Annotated in this window: 21 protein-coding genes; 11 read left to right on the plus strand and 10 right to left on the minus strand. The window is 71.2% G+C overall.

Annotated features, from left to right (window positions below; translation table 11 throughout):
- Nucleotides 1-20 precede the first annotated feature (20 nt).
- Entirely contained in the window at nt 21-995 is a 975-nt protein-coding gene (locus ACFY01_RS13340; protein WP_390735837.1) for an aldose epimerase family protein, read from the plus strand.
- A gap of 18 nt (nt 996-1,013) precedes the next feature.
- Here the strand turns inward: ACFY01_RS13340 and ACFY01_RS13345 are convergent, their stop codons facing one another.
- The 6 genes from ACFY01_RS13345 to ACFY01_RS13370 all read right to left on the minus strand — a co-directional run bounded on the left by ACFY01_RS13345 (nt 1,014) and on the right by ACFY01_RS13370 (nt 5,974).
- Nucleotides 1,014-1,724: a hypothetical protein gene (locus tag ACFY01_RS13345; RefSeq protein ID WP_390735838.1), complete on the minus strand. Its 711-nt coding sequence runs from the start codon at nt 1,722-1,724 to the stop codon at nt 1,014-1,016.
- A 180-nt stretch (nt 1,725-1,904) separates the two neighbouring features.
- Complete coding sequence (locus ACFY01_RS13350; RefSeq protein WP_390735839.1) at nt 1,905-4,340, minus strand: beta-glucosidase; 2,436 nt, start codon at nt 4,338-4,340, stop codon at nt 1,905-1,907.
- Between the two features lie 62 nt (nt 4,341-4,402).
- Entirely contained in the window at nt 4,403-4,732 is a 330-nt protein-coding gene (locus tag ACFY01_RS13355) for a YrdB family protein (RefSeq protein WP_390735840.1), read from the minus strand.
- A gap of 134 nt (nt 4,733-4,866) precedes the next feature.
- Entirely contained in the window at nt 4,867-5,256 is a 390-nt protein-coding gene (locus ACFY01_RS13360; RefSeq protein ID WP_390735841.1) for a RidA family protein, read from the minus strand.
- Between the two features lie 20 nt (nt 5,257-5,276).
- Entirely contained in the window at nt 5,277-5,582 is a 306-nt protein-coding gene (locus tag ACFY01_RS13365) for a hypothetical protein (RefSeq protein ID WP_390735842.1), read from the minus strand.
- Nucleotides 5,579-5,974, minus strand: a complete 396-nt coding sequence (locus ACFY01_RS13370; protein WP_390735843.1) for an NAD(P)-binding domain-containing protein — start codon at nt 5,972-5,974, stop codon at nt 5,579-5,581. The genes ACFY01_RS13365 and ACFY01_RS13370 overlap by 4 nt, the downstream gene beginning before the upstream one ends.
- A 58-nt stretch (nt 5,975-6,032) precedes the next feature.
- On the opposite strand from ACFY01_RS13370, the gene ACFY01_RS13375 reads away from it, so the two are divergent.
- Entirely contained in the window at nt 6,033-6,971 is a 939-nt protein-coding gene (locus ACFY01_RS13375) for a LysR family transcriptional regulator (protein ID WP_390735844.1), read from the plus strand.
- A gap of 112 nt (nt 6,972-7,083) precedes the next feature.
- Nucleotides 7,084-8,385: a pyroglutamyl peptidase gene (locus ACFY01_RS13380; RefSeq protein WP_390735845.1), complete on the plus strand. Its 1,302-nt coding sequence runs from the start codon at nt 7,084-7,086 to the stop codon at nt 8,383-8,385.
- On the opposite strand, the gene ACFY01_RS13385 is transcribed toward ACFY01_RS13380, so the two are convergent.
- Both ACFY01_RS13385 and ACFY01_RS13390 read right to left on the minus strand, forming a co-directional pair.
- Nucleotides 8,375-9,169 (minus strand): EI24 domain-containing protein, encoded by a 795-nt coding sequence (locus tag ACFY01_RS13385; protein ID WP_390735846.1) that lies wholly within the window; start codon nt 9,167-9,169, stop codon nt 8,375-8,377. The genes ACFY01_RS13380 and ACFY01_RS13385 overlap by 11 nt on opposite strands.
- 51 nt (nt 9,170-9,220) lie before the next feature.
- Nucleotides 9,221-9,658 (minus strand): MarR family winged helix-turn-helix transcriptional regulator, encoded by a 438-nt coding sequence (locus ACFY01_RS13390; RefSeq protein ID WP_390735847.1) that lies wholly within the window; start codon nt 9,656-9,658, stop codon nt 9,221-9,223.
- A gap of 90 nt (nt 9,659-9,748) precedes the next feature.
- Between ACFY01_RS13390 and ACFY01_RS13395 the strand changes: the two genes are divergently transcribed.
- Nucleotides 9,749-10,747, plus strand: coding sequence for an NADP-dependent oxidoreductase (locus tag ACFY01_RS13395; protein WP_390735848.1), 999 nt, complete (start codon nt 9,749-9,751; stop codon nt 10,745-10,747).
- Nucleotides 10,748-10,991: 244 nt separating this feature from the next.
- On the opposite strand, the gene ACFY01_RS13400 is transcribed toward ACFY01_RS13395, so the two are convergent.
- Nucleotides 10,992-12,149, minus strand: a complete 1,158-nt coding sequence (locus ACFY01_RS13400; RefSeq protein WP_390735849.1) for a serine hydrolase domain-containing protein — start codon at nt 12,147-12,149, stop codon at nt 10,992-10,994.
- 180 nt (nt 12,150-12,329) lie between these two features.
- Between ACFY01_RS13400 and ACFY01_RS13405 the strand changes: the two genes are divergently transcribed.
- Nucleotides 12,330-13,193, plus strand: coding sequence for a hypothetical protein (locus ACFY01_RS13405; protein WP_390735850.1), 864 nt, complete (start codon nt 12,330-12,332; stop codon nt 13,191-13,193).
- A 94-nt stretch (nt 13,194-13,287) separates the two neighbouring features.
- On the opposite strand, the gene ACFY01_RS13410 is transcribed toward ACFY01_RS13405, so the two are convergent.
- Nucleotides 13,288-14,163 carry a hypothetical protein gene (locus tag ACFY01_RS13410; RefSeq protein ID WP_390735851.1) on the minus strand — a complete coding sequence of 292 codons (876 nt, stop codon included), beginning with the start codon at nt 14,161-14,163 and terminating at the stop codon, nt 13,288-13,290.
- A gap of 201 nt (nt 14,164-14,364) precedes the next feature.
- Here ACFY01_RS13410 and ACFY01_RS13415 point away from each other — a divergent pair, with 201 nt between their 5' ends.
- The 6 genes from ACFY01_RS13415 (at nt 14,365) to mmsB (ending at nt 21,689) form a co-directional block, all read left to right on the plus strand.
- Nucleotides 14,365-15,525, plus strand: coding sequence for a mandelate racemase/muconate lactonizing enzyme family protein (locus ACFY01_RS13415; RefSeq protein WP_390735852.1), 1,161 nt, complete (start codon nt 14,365-14,367; stop codon nt 15,523-15,525).
- On the plus strand, nt 15,522-16,526 hold the full coding sequence (locus tag ACFY01_RS13420; RefSeq protein WP_390735853.1) for a zinc-binding dehydrogenase: 1,005 nt from the start codon (nt 15,522-15,524) through the stop codon (nt 16,524-16,526). The genes ACFY01_RS13415 and ACFY01_RS13420 overlap by 4 nt, the downstream gene beginning before the upstream one ends.
- Nucleotides 16,527-16,640: 114 nt before the next feature.
- On the plus strand, nt 16,641-17,609 hold the full coding sequence (locus tag ACFY01_RS13425) for a hypothetical protein (RefSeq protein ID WP_390735854.1): 969 nt from the start codon (nt 16,641-16,643) through the stop codon (nt 17,607-17,609).
- 137 nt (nt 17,610-17,746) lie between these two features.
- The gene (chvE, locus tag ACFY01_RS13430; RefSeq protein WP_390735855.1) at nt 17,747-18,856 is read left to right on the plus strand and encodes a multiple monosaccharide ABC transporter substrate-binding protein; all 1,110 of its coding nucleotides are present in this window, start codon (nt 17,747-17,749) and stop codon (nt 18,854-18,856) included.
- 41 nt (nt 18,857-18,897) lie between these two features.
- Nucleotides 18,898-20,448 (plus strand): multiple monosaccharide ABC transporter ATP-binding protein, encoded by a 1,551-nt coding sequence (gene mmsA / locus ACFY01_RS13435; RefSeq protein ID WP_390735856.1) that lies wholly within the window; start codon nt 18,898-18,900, stop codon nt 20,446-20,448.
- On the plus strand, nt 20,445-21,689 hold the full coding sequence (mmsB, locus tag ACFY01_RS13440; protein ID WP_390735857.1) for a multiple monosaccharide ABC transporter permease: 1,245 nt from the start codon (nt 20,445-20,447) through the stop codon (nt 21,687-21,689). Before mmsA ends, mmsB begins: the two co-directional genes overlap by 4 nt.
- Nucleotides 21,690-21,710 lie beyond the last annotated feature (21 nt).

Here is a 21,710-nt window from a genome sequence, read left to right on the forward strand (position 1 = left end):
CGTGACCTAGTGTTTCCCACATGAGCGAACTTTTCGGCACACTTTCCGACGGTACCGAGGTCCACCGCTGGACGCTGGAGCGCGCCGGGACGCGGGTGAGGGTCCTGACGTACGGCGGGATCGTGCAGTCGGTGGAGGTCCCGGACCGGGCGGGGCGGGCGGCGGACGTGGTGCTGGGGTTCGACGGCCTCGACGGCTACCTGCGGCACCCGGAGCCGTTTCTGGGCGCCCTGGTGGGCCGCTACGCCAACCGGATCGCGGGCGCCCGCTTCACGCTCGACGGCCACACGTACACACTCGCGCCGAACAACGGACCGAACTGTCTGCACGGCGGCGATCGTGGGTTCGACAAACGCGTGTGGGAGGCGGAGCCGGTCGGGCACGGGGTACGCCTGACCCGGGTGAGCCCGCACGGCGAGGAGGGCTTCCCGGGCCGGCTGGAGGTCTCGGCGACGTACACCCTGGACGCCTCCGGCGCGCTGCGGATCGCGTACGAGGCGGTGACGGACGCGCCGACCGTGGTGAACCTGACCAACCACAGCTACTTCGACCTCGGCGGCGGCACGGGCCCGGCCGGCCACCGACTCCGCCTCGCCGCCTCCCGCTACACCCCGGTCGACGCCGACCTGATCCCGACCGGCGAGTTGGCGGACGTCACCGGCTCCCGCTTCGACTTCCGTACGCCCCGCGAGGCCGGCTCCGGCTACGACCACAACTTCGTGCTCGACAAGGGCGTCACCGACACCCCGGAGAACGTCGCCGAGTTGTACGACCCGGTGTCCGGGCGGCTGCTCACGATCGCGACGACGGAGCCCGGTCTCCAGTTCTACACCGCCGACCACCTCGGCGACCCGTTCACGCCGGGCGCCGCCGTCGCGCTCGAGACCCAGCACTTCCCCGACTCCCCCAACCGCCCCGAGTTCCCCAGCACCGAACTGCGGCCGGGCGGGGTGTACCGCTCGGCCACGGTGTACGGCTTCGGGGTGCGCGGCTAGGGGCGGCGCGTGCCGGCGTCAGGCGCCGTTGGAGACCAGCTTCCTGATCCCGCGAAGGTCAGCGGCGGTGTACTTGCCGCCGTTGGTGTTCAGGTAGCCGCCGTTCGGAGAGGTCATCACCGGCTTGGTCTCGTTCGGGCTGAACTTCGACGGGTCCGGGTGGTCCAGGCCCATCATGTGACCCAGCTCATGGGTGACCGCGTTGACGGTCATCGCGTGAGCCTTGGTCTTGTTCGAGCCGAACCAGTTGTTCTCCTTGCCGGTGCTGGTCCAGTACTCGGTGTCCATCTCGACGTATCCGCCCCAGGCGGCATGCGTGTTGAGATTGGTGCAGGGAAGGGCACGCGACATGCCCTTCTGCCCGAGTGGCTGGTACTTCAGCCCGAACATGATGTGGTGCTGGGGACCGGCGCAGTACTTCTTGTTCCGGTAGTTCGTCCCGCCCTCGACGGTGGTGGACAGCACGAACTTGATTCCCGCGTTCCTCACCTCCGGCATCGCGTTGAGCTGCTGGACCGGGATCTTCAGATACGTGGTGAGAAAGCTGCGTGACTTCTGCGTCACGAAGGAGATGGTGTACGTGCTGTGGTGCGCCAGACTCGATATGTAGTACGGCTTGCCGGACTCCAGCTTCCAGCCGGTGCCCTCGTTCGCGGCGCTCGCGGGCGAAGCCGCGGCGAAGACCGTGGCCAAGGCCGCGACCAAAGCGCCCGCACCGATTTTCTTCATGTAGCACTCCCCGTTTGTCCGAGGCCCGACGTGTGCGCCGAGCCGACCGGATACTAGGGCTGTGCGATGTCGTGATCAAACGACTGATCAAACGACTGCCCGCAAGAGGGCGGGAGTTGCGAGCCCCGGCCCAGGGGTCAGGGTCCCGGGCCGGGGCTGCTCGTGGGGGGTTGTCCCGGATCAGACGTTAATCGTCGCGGCGAGCCTGCGGTCTCCGATCGAGCGGCCCACCTGGATTTCGTACGAACCCTTCACAACCACCCACCGCTTCTCTGCCCAGGTCTCGAAGGCGCGAAGCGGGATGTCGACGGTGACTTCGACGCTCTCGCCGGGTTCCGCCTCGACGCCCGAGAACCCGGCGAGCCACCGGGCGGGGCGCTCGGGGTCGGGCACGCTCGGGGCCAGGTAGACCTGGACGACCTCGCGTCCGGCCCGTTCGCCGGTGTTGCGGAGGCGGACGGTGACGGTGGTGTCCGCCACGTGCAGCGACTCGTAGGTCCAGTCGGTGTAGCCGAGGCCGTGTCCGAAGGGGTAGGAGGGGGTGCGGCCGGCCTTCTCCCAGGCCCGGTAACCGATGAACACGCCTTCCGTGTAAGCCAGTTCCCCGTTCTCCGGGGCGACCCGGGTGACCGGGGCGTCGGCCAGGGAGCCCCAGGTGGTGGGCAGCCGGCCACCGGGCTCGTACGCCCCCGTCAGCACGTCCGCCAGGGCCGCGCCGCCCTCCTGGCCGGGGAACCAGCTCAGCAGCACGGCCGCGACCTCGTCCCGCCAGGGCAGTTCCACCGGGGAGCCGGAGTTCACGACGACCACGGTGTTCGGGTTGGCGGCGGCGACGGCGCGGACGAGGTCGTCCTGACGGCCGGGGAGGCGCAGGTCGGTGCGGTCGAAGCCCTCGGACTCGACGCGCTCGGTGGTGGCGACCACGACGACGGCCGTGTCCGCGTCGCGCGCGGCACGGGCGGCCTCGGCGATGAGTTCGTCGGGGTCGCGGCGGGGGTCCTGGTGGGCGACGGCGAAGGTGACGCTCTTGAGGGGGGCGCCCGCCGGGTGCTTCACGACGTGGGTGAGGGAGACCTCGACCGGTTCGCCCTCGGTGAGGTCCACCTCGGCCCGGGGCACGGGGGCGTTGAAGAAGGCGGCGAACGGGTCGCCGCCGGTGGGGCGCTGGACGTCGTCGTAGTGCGTCGTGCCGCCGATGGTGAGGGTGAAGGCGCCCAGGCCCCGGATGCCGAAGGTGTGCGTGCCGCTCTCCCGCGGGGTGAACGTGCCGGTCAGTTCGACGGTGTGGAGGGTGTCCCGGGTGACGCCGTCGGGGAGGTCGGAGCCCATCCACTGGATCTGCCCGCCGGGTGCGCCGCGTGTGCCGAGCACCCGGCCGGCGGCGTCGCGGCAGACCGCGCGCAGATCGAGACCCGGCTCCCCGGTGGCGAGTTCGGTGCTGGGATCGGCGCCGACGGTGTACGTGAGGGTGCCCTCGGGCAGGGCCGCGGTGAGGGCGTCGAGCGGGGAGACGGTCCGGGACGGGAAGACGGTGGCGGAGCCGCCGCCGAGGACACGGGCGTCCCGGGCGGCGGCGCCGGCCAGCGCGACCGTGCCGGGCCGCAGGGGCAGGGCGGGGCGCTCGCCGCGCGCCTCGTTCCGTACGAGGACGAAGGAGCGGCGGGCGATCTCCCGGGCCAGGGCCTGGCCGTCTACCTGCCGCGGCGGCTCGGCGACCACCGGTTCGGCGCCGGCCAGGATGCCGACACGGGCGGCGAGCCGCAGCACGTTCCGTACGGCGGCGTCGACCCTCGCCTCGGCGACCTCGCCCGCGCGCACGGCCCGGGCGAGGGCCTCGCCGTACACGGTGACCGGGCCGGGCATGGCGATGTCGAGGCCGCCCTCGATGGCGCCGGCCGTGGAGCGGGCGGCCGCCCAGTCGGAGACGTTGACGCCGTCGAAGCCCCATTCGCCGCGCAGGACTTCCTCGACGAGGTGGTGGTGCTCGGTCATCGTGGTGCCGTTGACCGTGTTGTAGGCGGTCATGACGCCCCAGGGGCGGGCGCGGGCGACGATCGCCTCGAACGGGGCCAGGTACAGCTCGCGCAGGGTGCGTTCGTCCACCAGGTTGTTCACGGTGAAGCGTTCGGTCTCGGCGTCGTTGGCGACGAAGTGCTTGACGGTGGTGGCGACGCCGCCGGACTGCACGCCGGTCACATAGCCGGCGCCGATCCGTCCCGTCAGGTACGGGTCCTCGCTGTAGGCCTCGAAGTGGCGGCCGCCGAGCGGCGACCGGTGCAGGTTGACGGTGGGCGCGAGCAGCACGTGCACGCCCTTGCGGCGGGCCTCCTGGGCGAGCAGCACCCCTGCCCGGCGGGCCAGTTCCGGGTCCCAGGCGGCGGCGAGCGCGGTCGGGGAGGGCAGGGCGACGGAGGGGTCGTCGGCGGTCCAGCGCACACCCCGGACGCCGATCGGTCCGTCGGACATGACGAGGGACGTCAGGCCGATCTCCGGCAGCGCGGGCAGCGTCCACATGTCCTGCCCGGCCAGCAGCCTGGTCTTGGCGTCGAGCCCGAGCCGGGCGAGCGCGGCCTCCACGACCGCCTCACGAGCCTGTTCCCCAGGGTCTCCCACCATCGCGGTGCCTCCTCGTCGAAGTCCGTCCGGTGTTTCCATCCTGCCCAGCCGGCGGCCCCGGCCTACTGCCCCCAGGCGACGGCCAGCGCCTTGCTCAGCAGACACACCAGAGCGAAGGCGACCGCCCACCCCGTCGCCCCGGCAAGGAACAGCGCGGCCACGCCGGCGCCGAACCACAGCAGTTCGAAGACGACGCGGACCGCGCCGCGCGTCTTGTGCGCCGCCTTCTGCGATCCGAACAGCGCCCACAGCACGACCAGTACGGCGGGCGCGCCGATCCCGAGCAGCCAGGCGAGCGGGGCGGCGACGTCGAGGGTGAACCCCCAGTAGGCGGTGGCGGCCAGGGCGCCCAGTTCGATGAGGAACAACACGCCCAGATTGGCAGCCTTCATGCTGCCGCAGGCTAGGCGGGGAACGCGGCGCCTGCCAACTCGGTTTACTCCGCCGTCGGGCGACTGCCGGTCTTGTGTGGCTGAGAGCGCGCAGTTCCCCGCGCCGCCGGGGGGCTGCGCCCCCCGGCGTGTGCTTATCCGCCGGCCGGTACCGCCGCCACTACCTCGATCTCGATCTGGGCCTCCGGCCGGAACAGGCGTGGTACCTCGAAGGTCATGCTGGTGGGCGGGGTACCGGTGAGGAACTCCCGTCGTACGGCGCCGTATTCCTCCAGGCGGGAGATGTCGGTCAGGTAGGTGCGGATGTTGATGACGTCCGCGAGGGTGGCGCCGTGCGCGTTCAGCAGCGCGGCGATCGTCTCGAAGACGCCCCGGGACTGCTCGGCGAGGGTCGCGCCCTCGGCGATCTGCCCGGAGAGGTACAACAGGGCGCTGCCGTCGGCGTGTTCGACGCGGGCGACCTGGGAGTAGTAGGGGCTGAGGGGCTGGGGCGCGGAGGCGGGGTCGTCCAGAGTGATGTGCACGGGGCTCCTTGAGGGCGGTCTCAGTCACGGGCGATGAGGTGGGCGACGGCGCGCGCGAGGTCGGCGTGGGCCAGGGCGGGGTCGGCGCAGACGTCCCGGTACTGGGCCAGGGCGGCTTCCACGGCGGGCAGCCGGGTGGTCTTCACGGCCAGTTCCAGGTCCTTCACGGCGAGCGCGGTGTCGAAATGGACGCCCCCGGCGAAGGCGCGGGCGACGACGGCACCGAGCGGGCCGTTCGCGAGGGCGGTACGGGCCGTGTCCGGGTCCAGACCGAGCGCACCGGCCAGCCGCAGTGCCTCGGCTACCACCGCGATCCCGCCGATCACCGCGGTGTTGGCGACCAGCTTGAGCGCGGCGCCCGTGCGAGCGTGACCCGGTCGCCGAGCCGGTCGGCGAGTTCGCGTACCGCGTCCGGTCCGACGGTCGACATCTCCACCCAGTGCGCGCCGGTCCGCACCGCCGGGACGGCGTCGGCGGCGACCGAGGCGACCGCGGCGGGGCCGGCGAGCATCGTCACCACGACATCGGCGTCCCGGACCGCGTCGGCGGGGGACGCGGCGAGCACGGCGCCCCCGGTGACGAGCGGTGCCGCCTTGGCGGCGGTGCGGTTCCAGACGGTCAACGGGTGCCCGGCGGCGAGGAGTCGGCCGGCCATGGGCGCACCCATGTGGCCCAGGCCGAGGAAGGCGACCTTCTCCAACTTCTCGATCTTCTCCATGCGCTCGACGCTAGGCCCGCCCCACGGATGCGACAAGCGAATGTCTAGCATCGCTGTCATGCGAAGCACGCATGGCAGGCCCGTTCGCGAGGTCCCCGATCTGTCCACCGCGTGGCTGCGGGTGTTCCTGGAGGTCGCCCGGAGCGGTTCGTTCACCGTGGCCGCGCGGACGCTCGGCTGGACTCAGTCGGCGGTGTCCCGGCAGGTGGCGTCGCTGGAGGCGGCGCTCGGCGGGACGGCGCTGTTCGACCGGCTGCCCAGGGGCGTACGGCTCACGGAGGCGGGCCGGGCGCTGGTCCCGCACGCGGAGGCGGTCACCGAGTCGCTGCTCGGCGCGGCCCGCGAGCTGACCGCGCTGCGTGAGGTGGCGGGCGGACGGCTCAGGTTCGGCGCGTTCCCGACGGCCGACGCGGCGCTGGTGCCGCACACCCTGGCCGCCTTCCGCGCCCGTCACCCGCACGTCCGGGTGTCGCGCGAGGAGGGCCTCACGCCCGCCCTGCTGGACCGGCTGGCCACCGGCCACCTCGACCTGGCGATCGTCTCGACGACCGGCCGCGTCCCGTTGGACGCGTACGAACTCCACCATCTCCTCGACGAGTCCCTGTACGTGGCCGTCCCCGCCGGCCATCCCCTGGCCGGTGCCGGGGAGGTCCGGCTGGACCTGCTCGCCGACGCCGACTGGGTCTCCGGCGGTCCCCGCCCCGAGGGCACCCTGCTGGACGCGGCCCTGCGCCGGGGCTTCCGGCCCCGGGTGGCGCATGTCGTGGCCGAGTGGACGGCCAAGCAGGGGTACGTCGCGGCGGGCCTCGGTGTGGCCCTGGTCCCGGCGCTGGCCGCCGAGTCCGTACGGCCCGACGTGGCCCTGCTGCGGGTGCTCGACGAGGGGGCACCGGCCCGGGCGGTGTACGCGGCGGCGGCGCGGGGGCGCGCGCTCGCCCCGGCGGCCCGGGCGTTCCTGACGGCACTGCGGGAGGCCGCGGCCCGGGTCCCCGGCTGAACCGCCCCATGGCGTGGGCCACTTCCGTCACGCGATACTGCGGCCGTCCGGCACGACCGCACCCCACTGCGACGGAAGGACCCGAACCCCCTTGACTGCCATACGCCTTCGGATGGGCATTCTCGGTCTCACCCTGCTCGCGGGACTGGCCGTCCCGACGACCACGGCCTCCGCCACGACGGCAGCCGCGCCGACCGTCGAGGAACAGCGGCTCGACAAGGCCGTGCCCCAGGAGATCCTGCGGCGCTCCGGATTCGACACCGTCGCCCCGGACTTCGCCCGCGCGCTGGACCGGGCGCGGAGCTTCGCACAGGCCCGTCGTGTCGTCGCGCGCGAGGGATCGGCGCTGTGGCGGCGGGCGGTGGACCGGGCGCAGGGCCGGGGCCCGGCGGAATCAGAAGGGCGCGAAGCGCTTCCTTGGAAGGGTGGTGGGGGGAGACGGGCGGGCCTCAGCCGGGACGACGACCGGCCGCTGTACTGGGCGCGGCTGGGGATGACCCGTGAAGTGCGGGCGTGGGAGCCCGGGTTCGGGCTGAGCGAGGAGCGGCGCGGGGCGCTGCTGGACGAGTTGGAGCGGACCTCGCGGGGTCAGGCGGACATCCGGTATCCGGCGCGCGGCAAGGGCATCAAGCGCATCCTCGTCACCGGGTTCGACCCCTTCACCCTCGACCGTGACATCCGTATCTCCAATCCGTCCGGGGCCTTGGCGCTGGCCCTGGACGGCACGGTGATCGAGACGGCGGACGGCCCGGCGCGGGTCGAGACGGCGGTCTTCCCGGTGCGCTGGCAGGACTTCGCGCAGGGGACGGTGGAGCGGACGCTGCGGCCGTACCTGCCGGAGGTGGACCTGTTCACGACCGTGAGCCAGGGGCGGGTCGGGCGGTTCGACGTCGAGCGCACCAACGGGGCCTGGCGGGGCGGCTTCCCCGACAACGACAACGTCTCCCGTACGGAGACCGTCCCGGTGACCGACCCGGCCACGCAGCCCCAGTGGACGACGACGACCCTGCCGTACCAGCGGATCGTGGCCGCGGACACGGGACGTTTCCCGGTGTACGACCACACGGAGGTCACCGAGATCCCGGCTGGGGGTGCCCCCTCTGGGGGAGGCACCGACCCCGTCGTACGGGCGGACGGCCCGACCCCCGGTTCGACGGCGCGCGCCGGGGGCGGCGGGGACTACCTCTCCAACGAGATCGCCTACCGGGCCACGCTGCTCCGGGACCGGCTCGGCCTGCACGGCACGCTGCCCGGCGGCCATGTGCACACGCCGGTCCTCCGGTTCGGCTCCGGCAACACCGACCCGGCGACCGGCACGGTCACGGATCCGGAGTTCGTCCGGAACCGGCTGGACATCATCGCGCAGGTACGGGCGATCGTGACGGTGGCGGCGGACGCGACGTTCAGGAGGTGACCCTCTCGTCGTCCTCGGTCTCGTCCGGCTCCTCGGCGTTCTCCTCGCCCAGCAGGTCACGGGCGAGGAGGGTCGCGCCCGCGACCGCTCCCGGCATCAGGAACACCGCGACGACCGGGACCAGGAAGGCCAGGCCGAGGGGGGTGCCGAAGCCCCAGACCAGGGTCTTGCGGGAGCGGAGCAGGGTGAGGCGGGTGCGGAGTTCGACGCCGCGGCGCTGGAGGGCGACGGCGGTGAGTTCCTCGGTGAGGAAGGAGCCGGTGACGAAGAAGCCGAGCACCGGTATGACCGTCTGGCCGACGAAGGGCAGCAGGCCGAGGGCGAACAGCAGGACGCCCCAGACGGCGGCGCGGAGCACGATGCGCAGGCTGTCGCGGGCGGAGATCCACAGCTCGCGCCAGAGCGGGAGGCCGGACTCGGGTGCCGTCCCGTCGGGTGAGACGTCCCGGTCGACCTTCTCGGAGAGGCTCTCGTAGAAGGGCTGGCCGACCAGCAGCGTCACCGCGGTGAAGGTGACCACGGCGAGCAGCAGGCCGAGGGCGAAGAGGACCACCGTGAGGAAGCCGCGGAAGAGGCCCTGCCAGGGGCTCGACCAGTCGTCGGCGAACGGGGTGGTCCAGGCGACGAAGTCCTCGCCCCACACGGCGAGCGCGATCAGCGCCGCCGCGTACAGGACCAGGGCGATCAGGCCGGGGAGCAGGCCGAAGCCGTACTGCTTGCCGTGCCGGGCCACCCAGCGCTGGCCCTTCAGGAGATAACCGAAACCCACCCCGAGATCACGCATGGGGGAACCCTATCGGGGCGCGCCGGGGCCGTGGCGGGGGGCGTCCGGCCCTCAGGCGTCCAGCATCCGCCGCAGCAGGTCCCGCAGCGCGAGCCGCTCCTCGTCGGACAGTCCGGCCAGCGGTTCGCGGGCGAAGCGCAGGCCCTCCCGCAGGTCCCGGGCGACCCTGCGGCCCTCGTCCGTGGCGGCGGCCAGCTTCACCCGGCGGTCGGCCGGGTCGGGGCGGCGCTCCACCAGGCCGCGGTTCTCCAGCCGGTCCACGATCCCGGTGACGTTCGACGGCTCGCACTTCAGCTTCTGCGCCAGCTTGCGCATGGGCAGCGGCTCCAGGGAAAGCAGACTCAGCAGCCGGGCCTGTGCGCCGGTGAGCGCGTGTTCGCCCGCCGCCTCCTCGTAGTCGGCGTAGAACCGGGACACGACGTCCCCGATGAGCTCGACGACCTCCATGGTCAGCTCGTCGGGGCGGCGGGTCTTCTGTGGGGTGGACATGCCCTCCAGAATACCCCGTTACTTGACATCCTGAAATATTCAGGAGCATGGTTGTTTCAGGTACTGAAGTAAATTTGGAAAGGCGCAGTCATGATCAACCGCGAATGGCACCTGCTCAGCCGCCCGGTCGGCTGGCCGAAGCCCGAGGACTTCGCCCTGGTCGAGGCGGAGGTCCCCACCCCGGGCGAGGGCCAGGTGCTGGTGCGGAACAAGTACCTCTCCGTCGACCCGTACATGCGCGGCCGCATGAGCGCCGCCAAGTCGTACGTCGCCCCCTTCGAGCTGGGCAAGGTCATGCAGGGCGGGGCGGTCGGCGAGGTCGTCGCCTCCAACGCCGAGGGCATCGCCGCCGGTGACCACCTGCTGCACTTCTTCGGCTGGCGCGAGTACGCGGTCGTGGACGCGAAGCACGCCGTCAAGGTCGACCCCGAGGCCGCGCCCCTGTCGACGTACCTCGGCGTCCTCGGCATGACCGGCCTCACCGCCTACGCCGGCCTGCTGCGCACCGCCTCCTTCAAGGAGGGCGACTCCGTCTTCGTCTCCGGCGCGGCCGGTGCCGTCGGGAGCCAGGTCGGCCAGATCGCCAAGCTCAAGGGCGCCTCGCGGGTCATCGGCTCGGCCGGGTCCGACGAGAAGGTGAAGCTGCTGGTGGAGGAGTACGGCTTCGACGCCGCGTTCAACTACAAGGCCGGGCCCGTGGGCGAGCAGCTGCGCGAGGCCGCCCCCGAGGGTGTCGACGTCTACTTCGACAACGTCGGCGGCGACCACCTGGAGGCGGCCATCGGCCTGCTCAACCAGGGCGGCCGGATCGCGGTCTGCGGCATGATCTCGGTCTACAACAACACCGAGCCCGCCCCCGGCCCGAAGAACCTCGCCCGCCTCATCCAGACCCGGGGCCGCATCGAGGGCTTCCTGGTCGGCGACCACTACGACCTCCAGCCGCAGTTCGTCCAGGAGGTCGGCGCCTGGGTACGCTCCGGCGAGCTCAAGTACCGCGAGACGGTCGTCGAGGGCATCGAGAACAACCTGGAGGCGTTCCTCGGCGTGCTGCGCGGCGACAACACCGGAAAGATGATCGTCAAGCTCTGACCGATCCCAAAAGCACCGTGACGCCCGCCGACGGCGGTCGTTGCGTACGACGGAGGCCGTGACCCTAGGACGTGGGGCCACGGCCTCCGCCCTCGGCTCACAGTCCCAGCGAGACCGCTGCGCGGGCCCGCGACGGCCTGGGAACCGCCCGCACCGGCCTGCTGTCCTGCCCGCCCGACGGCGGTCGTCGCGTACGACGGAGGCCGTGACCCCTGGACGTGGGGCCACGGCCACCGCCCCCGGCTCACAGTCCCAGCGCCGCCCGGTGCACCGCCCTGGCCAGCCGGTCGTTCTCCGGGGCCGCACCGCCCGGGAAGGCGAACCGGCGGCGGGTGTAGCCGTAGGCGAGACCGCTGCGCGGGTCCGCGAAGGCCTGGGAGCCGCCCGCGCCGGCGTGCCCGAACGCCCCCGCGCCGAGGAAGGGGTGCCAGGCGTCCGCGGTCGCCTGGAAGCCCAGGCCGTACGCCTTGTGGCCGCGGGCCACCAGGTCGTAACCGGCGGAGTGCAGCTGCCCGAACTCCGCCACCGTGTCCGGCTTCAGCAGCGGCGCCTTGCCGTCGACGTCGCTGATCACCGCCGCGTACAGCCCTGCAAGGCCGCGCGCCGAGGCGACCCCGCCGACCGACGCCGGGCCCTTGGCGCGGACCAGGCGGTCGTTGGGCAGCGCCTGGATGTCGGTCGGCTCGGCCGCGTGCCGGTTGAAGGCGATGGACGCCAGCGTGTGCGGCCCGCTCGGCAGCTCGTCCAGCAGGGCCTGCTGCTTCGCGGTCGGCAGCATCGGCTGGACGCTGCGGAAACGGGGCTCCCGGGAGGGCGGCAGGCCCAGGTGGAAGTCCAGTCCGTAGGGGGCGCGCACCCGCTCCTCGTGCAGCTCCTGGATCGTCCGGCCGGTGGCGCGCCGCACCACCTCGCCGGTCAGGGCGCCGATGACCAGCGCGTGGTAGCCGAAGCCCGTGCCGGGCCGCCAGAACGGCCGCTGGTCGGCGAGGCGTTCGGCCATCGCCCGGTCGTCGGCCAGCTCCGCCGGGCTGAAACCGGTGTCGGTGCCGACCAGGCCCGCGCGGTGCGCCAGCAGATCGCGCAGGGTCAGCGCGCCCTTGCCCTCGGCGGCGAACTCGGGCCAGTAGTAGGTGACTTTGCGGTCCAGTTCCAGTGTGCCGTCCTGCACGAGCAGCGCCACGACCAGATGGGCGGCTCCCTTGGTCGACGAGTACACCCCGTACAGGGAGCCTCCGTCGACGTCCTCCCCCGCCCACAGGTCGACGACCCGCCGGCCGTCGACGTACGCGCACAACTGCCCTTCGTAGTCGTCCCGTTCCGCTGCGACGAACGCGGCGAACTCCTCGCGCACCGCCTCGAAGCCGTCGGCGACCGTGCCGTTGACGGTGATCTCCTGCGTCATCCGCGTGCCTCCTCCGGGTGATTCCCTAGATCGAATACGGCGCGACGCGTCCCTTCGACTCAACCGCTTTCTTCGTCTGTTGGCGCCCTGGTCTCCCCGATGTCCCCTGCGGACGGGCCGCAGCGTGCATGCTGGTGGCGGGTGCGCCCGGAGCGGGCGGCGGCGAGGCGGGAGGGGCCCATGGCGACGATTCCTTCGCTCCCCAGCAGGGATGACGTGCTGCGCATGGCACGCGGCACGACCGACATCACCGGCCAGCTCCTGGACACGGCCGGCAACATCACGAAGATCGCCATCAACACCCTCGACCCACGGGACGGTTCGGGCACCGAACTGCTGCGGGTACTGCGCCGGACGACGGCCGAACTGGCCGAGGCCAGCGCCTCACCGCAGGCGCAGGAGGCGTTCTACCGCATCGTCGACACCCTGACCCGGCTGGGCACGACCGGCGCCCCGCTGGCCACGCACCCGGTCAGCGCGCCGGCCCAGGCCCTGCTCGCCGCCCTCGGCGACAGCCTGCTCCCGGTGCTGGACGCGGTGGAACCGGCGGTGGAGGAGTGCGCGGCCGTGGCCGGGGAGCTGGCCGAGGCGCTGTCCCCGCTGCTGCCCGCGACGGCGGGGCTCGCCGCGGGCCTCCTGCTGGCCCTGACGCCGGTGCTGCGGGCGGCGGCCGAGGTCCTGCGTGACTCCACGCCCGAGCTGCGCCGCGTCGCCGACGCCCTGACCGCCGCGCTCGCTCCGCTGCTGCCCCTCCAGGTGGCCCTGGCGGAGCGCACGGCCGCGGTCGCCGCCGACGTCGTCCGCGCCGCCCTGCCGCCCCTCGCCGACCTCACGGAGGCGGCCGCGGCGGCCACCAAGACAGCTCGGCCGGCCCTGCTCGCGGGTGAGGAACTCATCGTGGCCGGCCTGGAACACCTCCAGCCCTTCCTCCTGACAACCGCCTCCCGCACCGGCCAGGTGGCCCGCGCGGTCGCACTCCGCGTCTCGGCGGCGGCCAGCCCGGCGGCCGACCGGAGTGTGGTGGTGGCGGTGACACCGGCGTAGCGCCCGCCCGGCGGATCAGGGCCGCGGGAAACCGGCGGTGTCCCGCCGAGGCGGGTGAGCGGGGCCGGACCGGGCGGGCGGAGTCGCCGTCAGGTTACGTGCACCACCACAGGAACCGATTGCACGTCTGCGTAGGCGAAGGTTTCGGAGTGGGGTCGGACGTGGTCGGGTCGACGGTCGGGGTGGCCGTCGGCCGGGTCGTCGCGGGCGTCGTCGGGGTCGACGTGGCACCGCCGGCGCCGGTGGTCGCCGACTGCTGCGCCTGGTCGGTGTCCTTGCCGTCCGGGGATGCGGAGGCCTTGGACTTCTCCTTGGACTTGGCGGACTCCGAGGGCGACAGGGACGCGGACGGGTCCGCCGAGGCGGTGCCGCCAGTGCCCCGTGGGGCGTCGTCCACGGGCTTGGCCGTCCGATGCGGGCCGGAGGTCGACGTACCGCCGTCCGCCGACTCGCCCCCGGCCGCCGCGGGGTCCGGGCTGGAGAAGCCGGGGGCGTCGATGCCCAGCTCGGCGAGGCTCAGTCCGCCCGCCGCCAGGACGAAGCCCGCGGCGATCAGGAGGGTGCGCCGACGCCGGCGGCGGTGTGCCGCGGCCTTGCGATCGCGACGACTCGCGGCCGAGTCCGCGGGACCCGCGTCGACCCCGCGGCCACGCGCCCGGCGCCGGTTCGCCGCCCGGCCCTGCGGTTCGTCGCCGGAGTCGTCCTCCACGCCCCCTTCATCGCCTTCGTCGCCGTCGCCCCGCTCGTCCACCGCGTGCTCGTGCGGTTCACCGTCGGAGTGAAGGCCCTGCGGGTACGACTCGTCGGGGTGGGACTCCTCCACACCCCCGTGCGGGTACCCCTCGTACGCGTACGGCGTCCCGGGCGCGCCCGCCTGCGCGTACGCGGGAGACGTCGTGGCCGGTGCGCCGCACCCGGGGCAGGCGAGGGCGCCGTTGAGGTGCCGTCGGCACGGGTGGCAGTAGTCCATGACGCGGGAAGAGTAAGTTCCCGGACGGTAACGTTCCTAGGCACCCCTGTGAAGGTTTGGTGGGGGACCGAAAGAGCTCTCGAAAGCCTTGCCGAAACCGTTACCCGTTCGACCCATTGACACCCCTACCGCCCCGTCCTTACTGTCACGCCAGCATTTCGAACGTGTGACGAAATCTCGAACAGCTGAGGGGCAACCGCCGTGCGTATCACCGGAATCAGCACACACGTGGTCGGGACGCCGTGGCGCAACCTGACCTACGTCCAGGTGCACACCGACGAGGGGATCACCGGAGTCGGCGAGACCCGGATGCTCGGTCACACCGACGCGCTGATCGGCTACCTGCGGGAGGCCGAGGCCAACCACATTCTCGGTTCCGACCCATTCGCTGTCGAGGACCTCGTGCGCCGTATGAAGTACGGCGACTACGGCCGTGCCGGTGAGATCGTGATGTCCGGCATTGCGGTCGTCGAGATGGCCTGCTGGGACATCAAGGGCAAGGCCCTGGGCGTGCCCGTCTGGCAGCTGCTGGGCGGCAAGGTCACCGACAAGGTGAAGGCGTACGCCAACGGCTGGTACACCACCGAGCGCACCCCGGAGGCGTACCACAAGGCCGCCCAGGGGGTCATGGAGCGCGGCTACAAGGCGCTCAAGATCGACCCCTTCGGCACCGGCCACTTCGAGCTCGACCACGAGCAGTCCCTGTACGCCGTCTCCCTCATCGAGGCCGTGCGGGACGCGATCGGCCCGGACGCCGAGCTGATGCTGGAGATGCACGGCCGCTTCTCCCCCGCCACCGCCGTCCGGCTGGCCAAGGAGCTGGCCCCCTTCAAGCCGGCCTGGCTGGAGGAGCCGGTGCCGCCGGAGAACCTCAAGGCGCTGGAGAAGGTCGCCGCCAAGGTGGACATCCCGGTGGCCACCGGTGAGCGCATCCACGACCGGATCGAGTTCCGCGAGCTCTTCGACAGCCAGTCCGTGGACATCATCCAGCCGGACGTCGGCCACATCGGCGGCATCTGGGAGACCCGGAAGCTGGCCGCCACCGCGGAGACCCACTACATGCTGGTGGCCCCGCACAACGTGGGCGGGTCCGTACTGACCGCCGCCTCCCTCCAGGTCGGCTTCACCTCCCCCAACTTCAAGATCCTCGAGCACTTCAACGACTTCGCCGACGCGGAGATCAAGAAGGTCGTCAAGGGCGCCCCCGAGGTCGTCGACGGCTACTTCCACCTCTCCGACAAGCCGGGTCTCGGCGTCGAGCTGGACACCGACGCGGCGGCCGAGTTCCCGCAGCAGCAGGCCCGGTTCGACCTGTGGGCCGAGGGCTGGGAGCAGCGCAAGCCGAAGGGCACCCAGAAGTGAGCACCGCCGTCGTCGTCGAGGCACCGGGCGCCCACCGGGTCGTCCCGCACGAGCCGCGCGAGCCGGGCCCCGGTGAGGCGCTGGTCGCCGTGCACGCGGTGGGTATTTGCGGAAGCGACCGCGAGGTGTACCAGGGCAACCGGCCCGAGGGGTACGTCCGTTACCCGCTCACGCCCGGCCACGAGTGGTCCGGGACCGTGCGGGCGGTGGGCGCCGGGGTGCCGGCGAGCCTGGTCGGCCGCAAGGTCGTCGGCGAGGGCTTCCGCAACTGCCAGGTGTGCGACCGCTGCCACGCGGGTGAGACCACCCTGTGCAGCGCGGGGTACGAGGAGACCGGCTTCACCCAGCCGGGCGCCATGGCCGGCACGCTCACCCTTCCGGCCCGGCTGCTGCACGCGCTGCCGGAGGACGCCGACCTCACCGCCGCCGCCCTGCTGGAGCCGGCCGCCTGTGTCGCGGCCGCCGCGCTGAAGGCGAACGCCCGGCCGGGCGAGCGGGTGGCGGTGGTGGGCACCGGGACCCTCGGGATGTTCGCCGTGCAGTTCCTGAAGGCGGTGTCCCCGGCCGAGCTGCTGGTCGTGGGCACCCGGAACGACCGCGAGGCGCTGTCGCGGCAGTTCGGCGCCACCGACTTCCGGCTGAAGGACCAGGAGCTCGGGGACGACTTCGACGTGGTCATCGAGACCGCCGGGTCCGCGTCCGCCGCGCGCACGGCCGCCGCCCTGCTCCGGCGTGGCGGGCGGCTGGTCCTGACGGGCATCCCGGCGGCGGGCGCCGACGGTCTCGACCCGACCGACCTCGTCGTCCGGCAGCTGGAGGTGCACACCGTCTTCGGTGCGCCGCCGGACGCCTGGGCGCACACGGTCCGGGTGTTCGGTGCCGGGCTGCTGGATCCGCTGCCGCTGGTCACGCACGAGCTGCCGCTGACCGAGTTCTCGCAGGCCATCGAGCTGGTCGGGGCAGGCGACCCGAAGGTCGGCAAGGTGCTGCTCCGCCCCTAGCCGTACGCCGGTACGGGGGTGACCTGACGACCCCCGTACCGGCGTACACCACCAGCTTTTTTCATACCCCGAGCCGCGAACCTCGTCCGAAATACCGAACATTAAGGACAGCTTGTGACCGACGCTTCCGCCACGGCAGCCCGCAGGCCCGGTGAGCAGGCGCTCACCGCGCTCGGCCTGGGCGCACCCGCCCTCGACCCCGCCGACGCCTCGCCCCACTCCTTCCCGGGCGGCGGTCGCTGGCGCACCGAGATCCCCTCGTGCGAGGGTCCCGAGGCGCTGGCCGTCGTCCTGAAGGAGGCCTCGCGACTCGACGTGCCCATCCACCGCATCAGCCAGGGCAGCGGTGTGTGGATGCTGACCGACGCCGAGATCACCGAGATGGTCGATGCCACGGGCGAACGCGACATCGAGCTCTGCCTGTTCACGGGGCCGCGCGGCACCTGGGACATCGGCGCCTCGGTGCGCACCGACTCCCGTGGGGCGGGCCTGAGGGCGCGCGGTCACGACGCGGTCGCCGGCTGCGTCGAGGACGCCATCAGGGCCACCGAACTGGGCGTCAAGTGCCTCCTCGTCGCCGACGAGGGCGTGCTGTGGACGCTGCACCGGGCGCGTGAGCAGGGCATCATCCCCGCCGACACCACGCTGAAGGTCTCCGCGCTGATCGGACCGGTCAACCCCGCCTCGTATGCGGTGTACGAGGGGCTCGGTGCCGACTCCGTCAACGTGCCCAGCGACCTGACGCTCGATCACCTCACAGAGATCAGACGGGCCTCCGCCGCCCCCATGGACATGTACATCGAGGCGCCCGACGACCTCGGCGGATACATCCGCATGTACGAGGTCGCCGAGCTGATCCGGCGCGGCGCGCCGCTCTACCTGAAGTTCGGCCTGTCCAAGGCCCCCGGTATCTACCCGTACGGCCACCACATGCGGGACCTGACCCTGGCCACGGCCCGGGAGCGGGTGCGGCGCGGCCGGCTGGCCCTCGACCTGCTGGAACGGCACGGAGTCGGCGGCGCCATGGCGCCCCTCGGCTCGCGGCTGCCCGGCACTCTGAAGCGGTTCGGAACTTCCGCATAACGTTCCGGAAAACGCGCTTCACAAAACAGGACGCGAACCAACAGAATCCAACGCACCTCGATCGTCCCGGCAGTGCTAGTCGAGCCGTCACCGCACCGCCGTACCGAGCCCGTTCCCACACATCAAGGATGATGATCATGCGTACTCGCAGAGCCGCCATAACCGCCGTGGCCGGAGCGGCCTCCCTCGCCCTCACCCTGACCGCCTGCGGCCAGAACAGCGACGGCGGCAGCAAGGAGAACAAGGGCAGCTCCAAGGGCGGCACGATCGGCATCGCGATGCCGACCAAGTCCTCCGAGCGCTGGATCGCCGACGGCAAGAACGTCGTCAAGGACCTCGAGGCCAAGGGCTACAAGACCAAGCTGGTCTACGGCGAGGACGACCCGGACACCCAGGTCTCCCAGATCGAGAACCTGATCACGCAGGGCGTCAAGGGCCTGATCATCGCGGCCATCGACAACAAGTCCCTGAACAACGTGCTCCAGGAGGCCGCGGACGCCGACATCCCGGTCATCTCCTACGACCGTCTGATCCTCGGCACCAAGAACGTCGACTACTACGCCTCGTTCGACAACGAGAAGGTCGGCAGGCTCCAGGGCACGTACATCGTGCACAAGCTCGGTCTGGACAGCGGCAAGAAGGGCCCGTTCAACATCGAGCTGTTCGCCGGCTCCAACGACGACAACAACACCCGCTACTTCTTCAACGGCGCGATGAGCGTGCTCCAGCCGTACATCGACAAGAAGCAGCTGGTCGTCAAGTCCGGGCAGACCGCGCTGAACAAGATCACCACCCTGCGCTGGGACGGCGCCACCGCGCAGAAGCGCATGGAGGACATCCTGACCTCCACGTACTCGAGCGCCAAGGTCGACGCCGTACTCTCGCCCTACGACGGCATCTCCATCGGCATCCTCGCCGCGCTGAAGTCGGACGGCTACGGCTCCAAGAGCAAGCCGCTGCCGGTCATCACCGGCCAGGACGCCGAGATCGCCTCGGTGAAGTCCATCATCGCCGGCCAGCAGACGCAGACCATCTACAAGGACCTGCGCAAGCTCGCCGAGGTCGCCACCACCATGGTCGACGACGTCATCAAGGGCAAGAAGCCGCAGATCAACGACACCAAGTCGTACAACAACCGCATCAAGGTCGTCCCCGCCTACCTGCTCCAGCCGGTGAGCGTCGACAAGACCAACTACGAGGACGTCCTGGTCAAGGGCGGCTACTACACCGACGCCCAGCTCAAGTGATCCCGCCCACCCCGACCACACACTGATTGGAAGGCACAACCATGGCGGGACCCGTCCTGGAAATGCGCTCGATCGTCAAGACCTTTCCCGGTGTCAAGGCGCTGTCGGACGTCACGCTGACGGTCCGGCAGGGCGAGGTCCACGCCATCTGCGGGGAGAACGGCGCCGGCAAGTCCACCCTGATGAAGGTGCTCTCCGGCGTCCATCCGCACGGCACCTACGAGGGCGACATCCTCTTCGAGGGTGAGACCTGCGAGTTCAAGGACATCCGGGCCAGCGAGCAGCACGGCATCGTGATCATCCACCAGGAGCTCGCGCTGTCGCCGTACCTCTCCCTCGCGGAGAACATCTTCCTCGGCAACGAGCACGCCAAGGGTGGGTTCATCGACTGGAGGAAGACCCTGGGGCACGCCACCGAGCTGCTGCGCCGGGTCGGTCTGACCGACCACCCGGAGACCCGCGTCGCCGACATCGGCGTGGGCAAGCAGCAGCTCGTGGAGATCGCGAAGGCGCTGTCGAAGAAGGTGAAGCTCCTCATCCTCGACGAGCCGACGGCGGCGCTGAACGACGAGGACAGCGACAAACTCCTCGATCTCATCCTGGAGTTGAAGAAGCAGGGCATCACCTCGATCATCATCTCCCACAAGCTCAACGAGATCCGCAAGGTGGCGGACTCGGTGACGATCATCCGCGACGGGCACACCATCGAGACGCTCGACGTGAAGTCGGCGGAGACGACCGAGGACCGGATCATCAGCGGCATGGTGGGCCGCGATCTCGACCACCGCTTCCCCGAGCGCACCCCGCACGAGCCGGAGAAGGGCGCGGCCCCGGCCCTGGAGATCAGGGACTGGACCGTGAACCACCCGATCGACCAGCAGCGCAAGGTGGTCGACGACGTGTCGATCCAGGTGCGGCGCGGGGAGATCGTCGGCATCGCGGGCCTGATGGGCGCCGGCCGTACCGAGCTGGCCATGAACGTCTTCGGGCGCTCCTACGGCCGGTACGCGGGCGGCACGGTCCTCAAGGACGGCAAGGAGATCCGTACCAGGACCGTCGCCGAGGCGGTCGAGCACGGCATCGCCTACGTCACCGAGGACCGCAAGCACTACGGCCTCAACCTCATCGACACCATCAACCGCAACATCTCGCTGACCGCGCTGAAGAAGGTCGCCAAGCGGGGCGTGGTCGACGAGCACGAGGAACGGCAGGTCGCCGAGGGCTACCGCAAGTCCATGAACATCAAGGCGCCCACCGTGTTCGAGCCGGTGGGCAAGCTGTCCGGCGGCAACCAGCAGAAGGTCGTCCTCAGCAAGTGGATCTTCGCCGGTCCCGATGTGCTGATCCTGGACGAGCCGACGCGCGGCATCGACGTCGGCGCCAAGTACGAGATCTACACGGTCATCGACCAGCTGGCCGCCCAGGGCAAGGCGGTCGTCTTCATCTCCTCCGAGCTGCCCGAGCTGCTCGGTATGTGCGACCGCATCTACACCATGGCCGCGGGGCGGCTGACCGGCGAGTTCTCCCGGGCCGAGGCCTCGCAGGAATCGCTGATGCGCCAGATGACGAAGGACAAAGAGGTAACCCGATGAGCACGGATGTGACCGCCAAGACCCCGGCCCCCGCGCCGCCGGGCAAGAGCGGATCGGCGGGCGGCACGGGGCTGCTCCAGCTGATACTGGACGGTCTGCGCCGCAACATGCGGCAGTACGGCATGCTGATCGCCCTCGGTCTGATCGTGGTCCTGTTCCAGGTGTGGACCGGCGGCGACCTGCTGCTGCCGCGCAACGTCTCCAACCTGGTCCTCCAGAACAGCTACATCCTGATCCTCGCGATCGGCATGATGCTGGTGATCATCGCGGGTCACATCGACCTGTCGGTCGGCTCGCTCACGGCGTTCACCGGTGCCTTCGCGGCCGTGCTGACGGTGCAGCACAGTGTGGCGTGGCCCCTCGCGCTGCTGCTGTGCCTGGTCATCGGCGCGGCCGCCGGCGCGGCACAGGGCTTCCTGATCGCCTACTTCGGCATACCGTCCTTCATCGTCACCCTCGCGGGCATGCTGATCTTCCGCGGCCTGACGGAGATGCTCCTGAAGGGCCAGACCCTCGGTCCGTTCCCGGACGGTCTGCAGAAGATGGGCAACGGCTTCCTGCCGGAGGTCGGCCCGACCACCAACTACCACAACATCACGCTGCTGATGGGCTTCGCGCTGATCGCCTTCACGGTCGTCCAGGAGGTCCGCGACCGCAAGCGGCAGCAGGAGTTCGCCCTCGACGTGGCGCCCAGGAACCTCTTCCTGCTCAAGCTCGTCGCCATCGTCGCCGCGATCCTCACGGTCACGATGCTGCTCGCCAGCTACAAGGGCGCGCCGATCATCCTGATCGTCCTGGCCCTGCTGGTGGTCGGCTACGGCTACCTGATGCGCAACGCCGTCTTCGGCCGTCACATCTACGCGATCGGCGGCAACCTGCCGGCGGCGAAGCTGTCCGGCGTCAAGGACAAGAAGGTCACCTTCCTTGTCTTCCTGAACATGGGCGTGCTCGCGGCCCTGGCGGGTCTGGTCGTCGCCGCCCGCCTGAACGCGGCCTCGCCGAAGGCGGGCCTCAACTTCGAGCTCGAGGCGATCGCCTCGTCGTTCATCGGTGGCGCGTCCATGAGCGGCGGTGTGGGAACGGTCCTCGGCGCGATCATCGGTGGTCTCGTCCTCGGCGTGCTGAACAACGGCATGAACCTCCTCAGTGTCGGCACCGACTGGCAGCAGGTCATCAAGGGCCTGGCCCTGTTGGCCGCGGTCGGCTTCGACGTGTGGAACAAGCGCAAGTCCGGTTCGTAAGTCAGCTCGGGCCCCGCCGGA

The organism is Streptomyces sp. NPDC001480, assembly GCF_042894725.1.
Lineage (GTDB): Bacteria > Actinomycetota > Actinomycetes > Streptomycetales > Streptomycetaceae > Streptomyces.

Excerpts from the sequence above, each read along its gene's own strand:
- ACFY01_RS13375 (WP_390735844.1), top strand. The coding sequence starts at position 6,033 with ATGCGAAGCACGCATGGCAGGCCCGTTCGCGAGGTCCCCGATCTGTCC.
- ACFY01_RS13400 (WP_390735849.1), bottom strand. The coding sequence starts at position 12,149 with ATGACGCAGGAGATCACCGTCAACGGCACGGTCGCCGACGGCTTCGAG.
- ACFY01_RS13410 (WP_390735851.1), bottom strand. The coding sequence starts at position 14,163 with ATGGACTACTGCCACCCGTGCCGACGGCACCTCAACGGCGCCCTCGCC.
- ACFY01_RS13395 (WP_390735848.1), top strand. The coding sequence starts at position 9,749 with ATGATCAACCGCGAATGGCACCTGCTCAGCCGCCCGGTCGGCTGGCCG.
- mmsB (WP_390735857.1), top strand. The coding sequence starts at position 20,445 with ATGAGCACGGATGTGACCGCCAAGACCCCGGCCCCCGCGCCGCCGGGC.
- ACFY01_RS13405 (WP_390735850.1), top strand. The coding sequence starts at position 12,330 with ATGGCGACGATTCCTTCGCTCCCCAGCAGGGATGACGTGCTGCGCATG.
- ACFY01_RS13355 (WP_390735840.1), bottom strand. The coding sequence starts at position 4,732 with ATGAAGGCTGCCAATCTGGGCGTGTTGTTCCTCATCGAACTGGGCGCC.
- ACFY01_RS13380 (WP_390735845.1), top strand. The coding sequence starts at position 7,084 with ATGGGCATTCTCGGTCTCACCCTGCTCGCGGGACTGGCCGTCCCGACG.
- ACFY01_RS13385 (WP_390735846.1), bottom strand. The coding sequence starts at position 9,169 with ATGCGTGATCTCGGGGTGGGTTTCGGTTATCTCCTGAAGGGCCAGCGC.
- ACFY01_RS13340 (WP_390735837.1), top strand. The coding sequence starts at position 21 with ATGAGCGAACTTTTCGGCACACTTTCCGACGGTACCGAGGTCCACCGC.
- ACFY01_RS13390 (WP_390735847.1), bottom strand. The coding sequence starts at position 9,658 with ATGTCCACCCCACAGAAGACCCGCCGCCCCGACGAGCTGACCATGGAG.
- mmsA (WP_390735856.1), top strand. The coding sequence starts at position 18,898 with ATGGCGGGACCCGTCCTGGAAATGCGCTCGATCGTCAAGACCTTTCCC.
- ACFY01_RS13350 (WP_390735839.1), bottom strand. The coding sequence starts at position 4,340 with ATGGTGGGAGACCCTGGGGAACAGGCTCGTGAGGCGGTCGTGGAGGCC.
- chvE (WP_390735855.1), top strand. The coding sequence starts at position 17,747 with ATGCGTACTCGCAGAGCCGCCATAACCGCCGTGGCCGGAGCGGCCTCC.
- ACFY01_RS13345 (WP_390735838.1), bottom strand. The coding sequence starts at position 1,724 with ATGAAGAAAATCGGTGCGGGCGCTTTGGTCGCGGCCTTGGCCACGGTC.
- ACFY01_RS13370 (WP_390735843.1), bottom strand. The coding sequence starts at position 5,974 with ATGGAGAAGATCGAGAAGTTGGAGAAGGTCGCCTTCCTCGGCCTGGGC.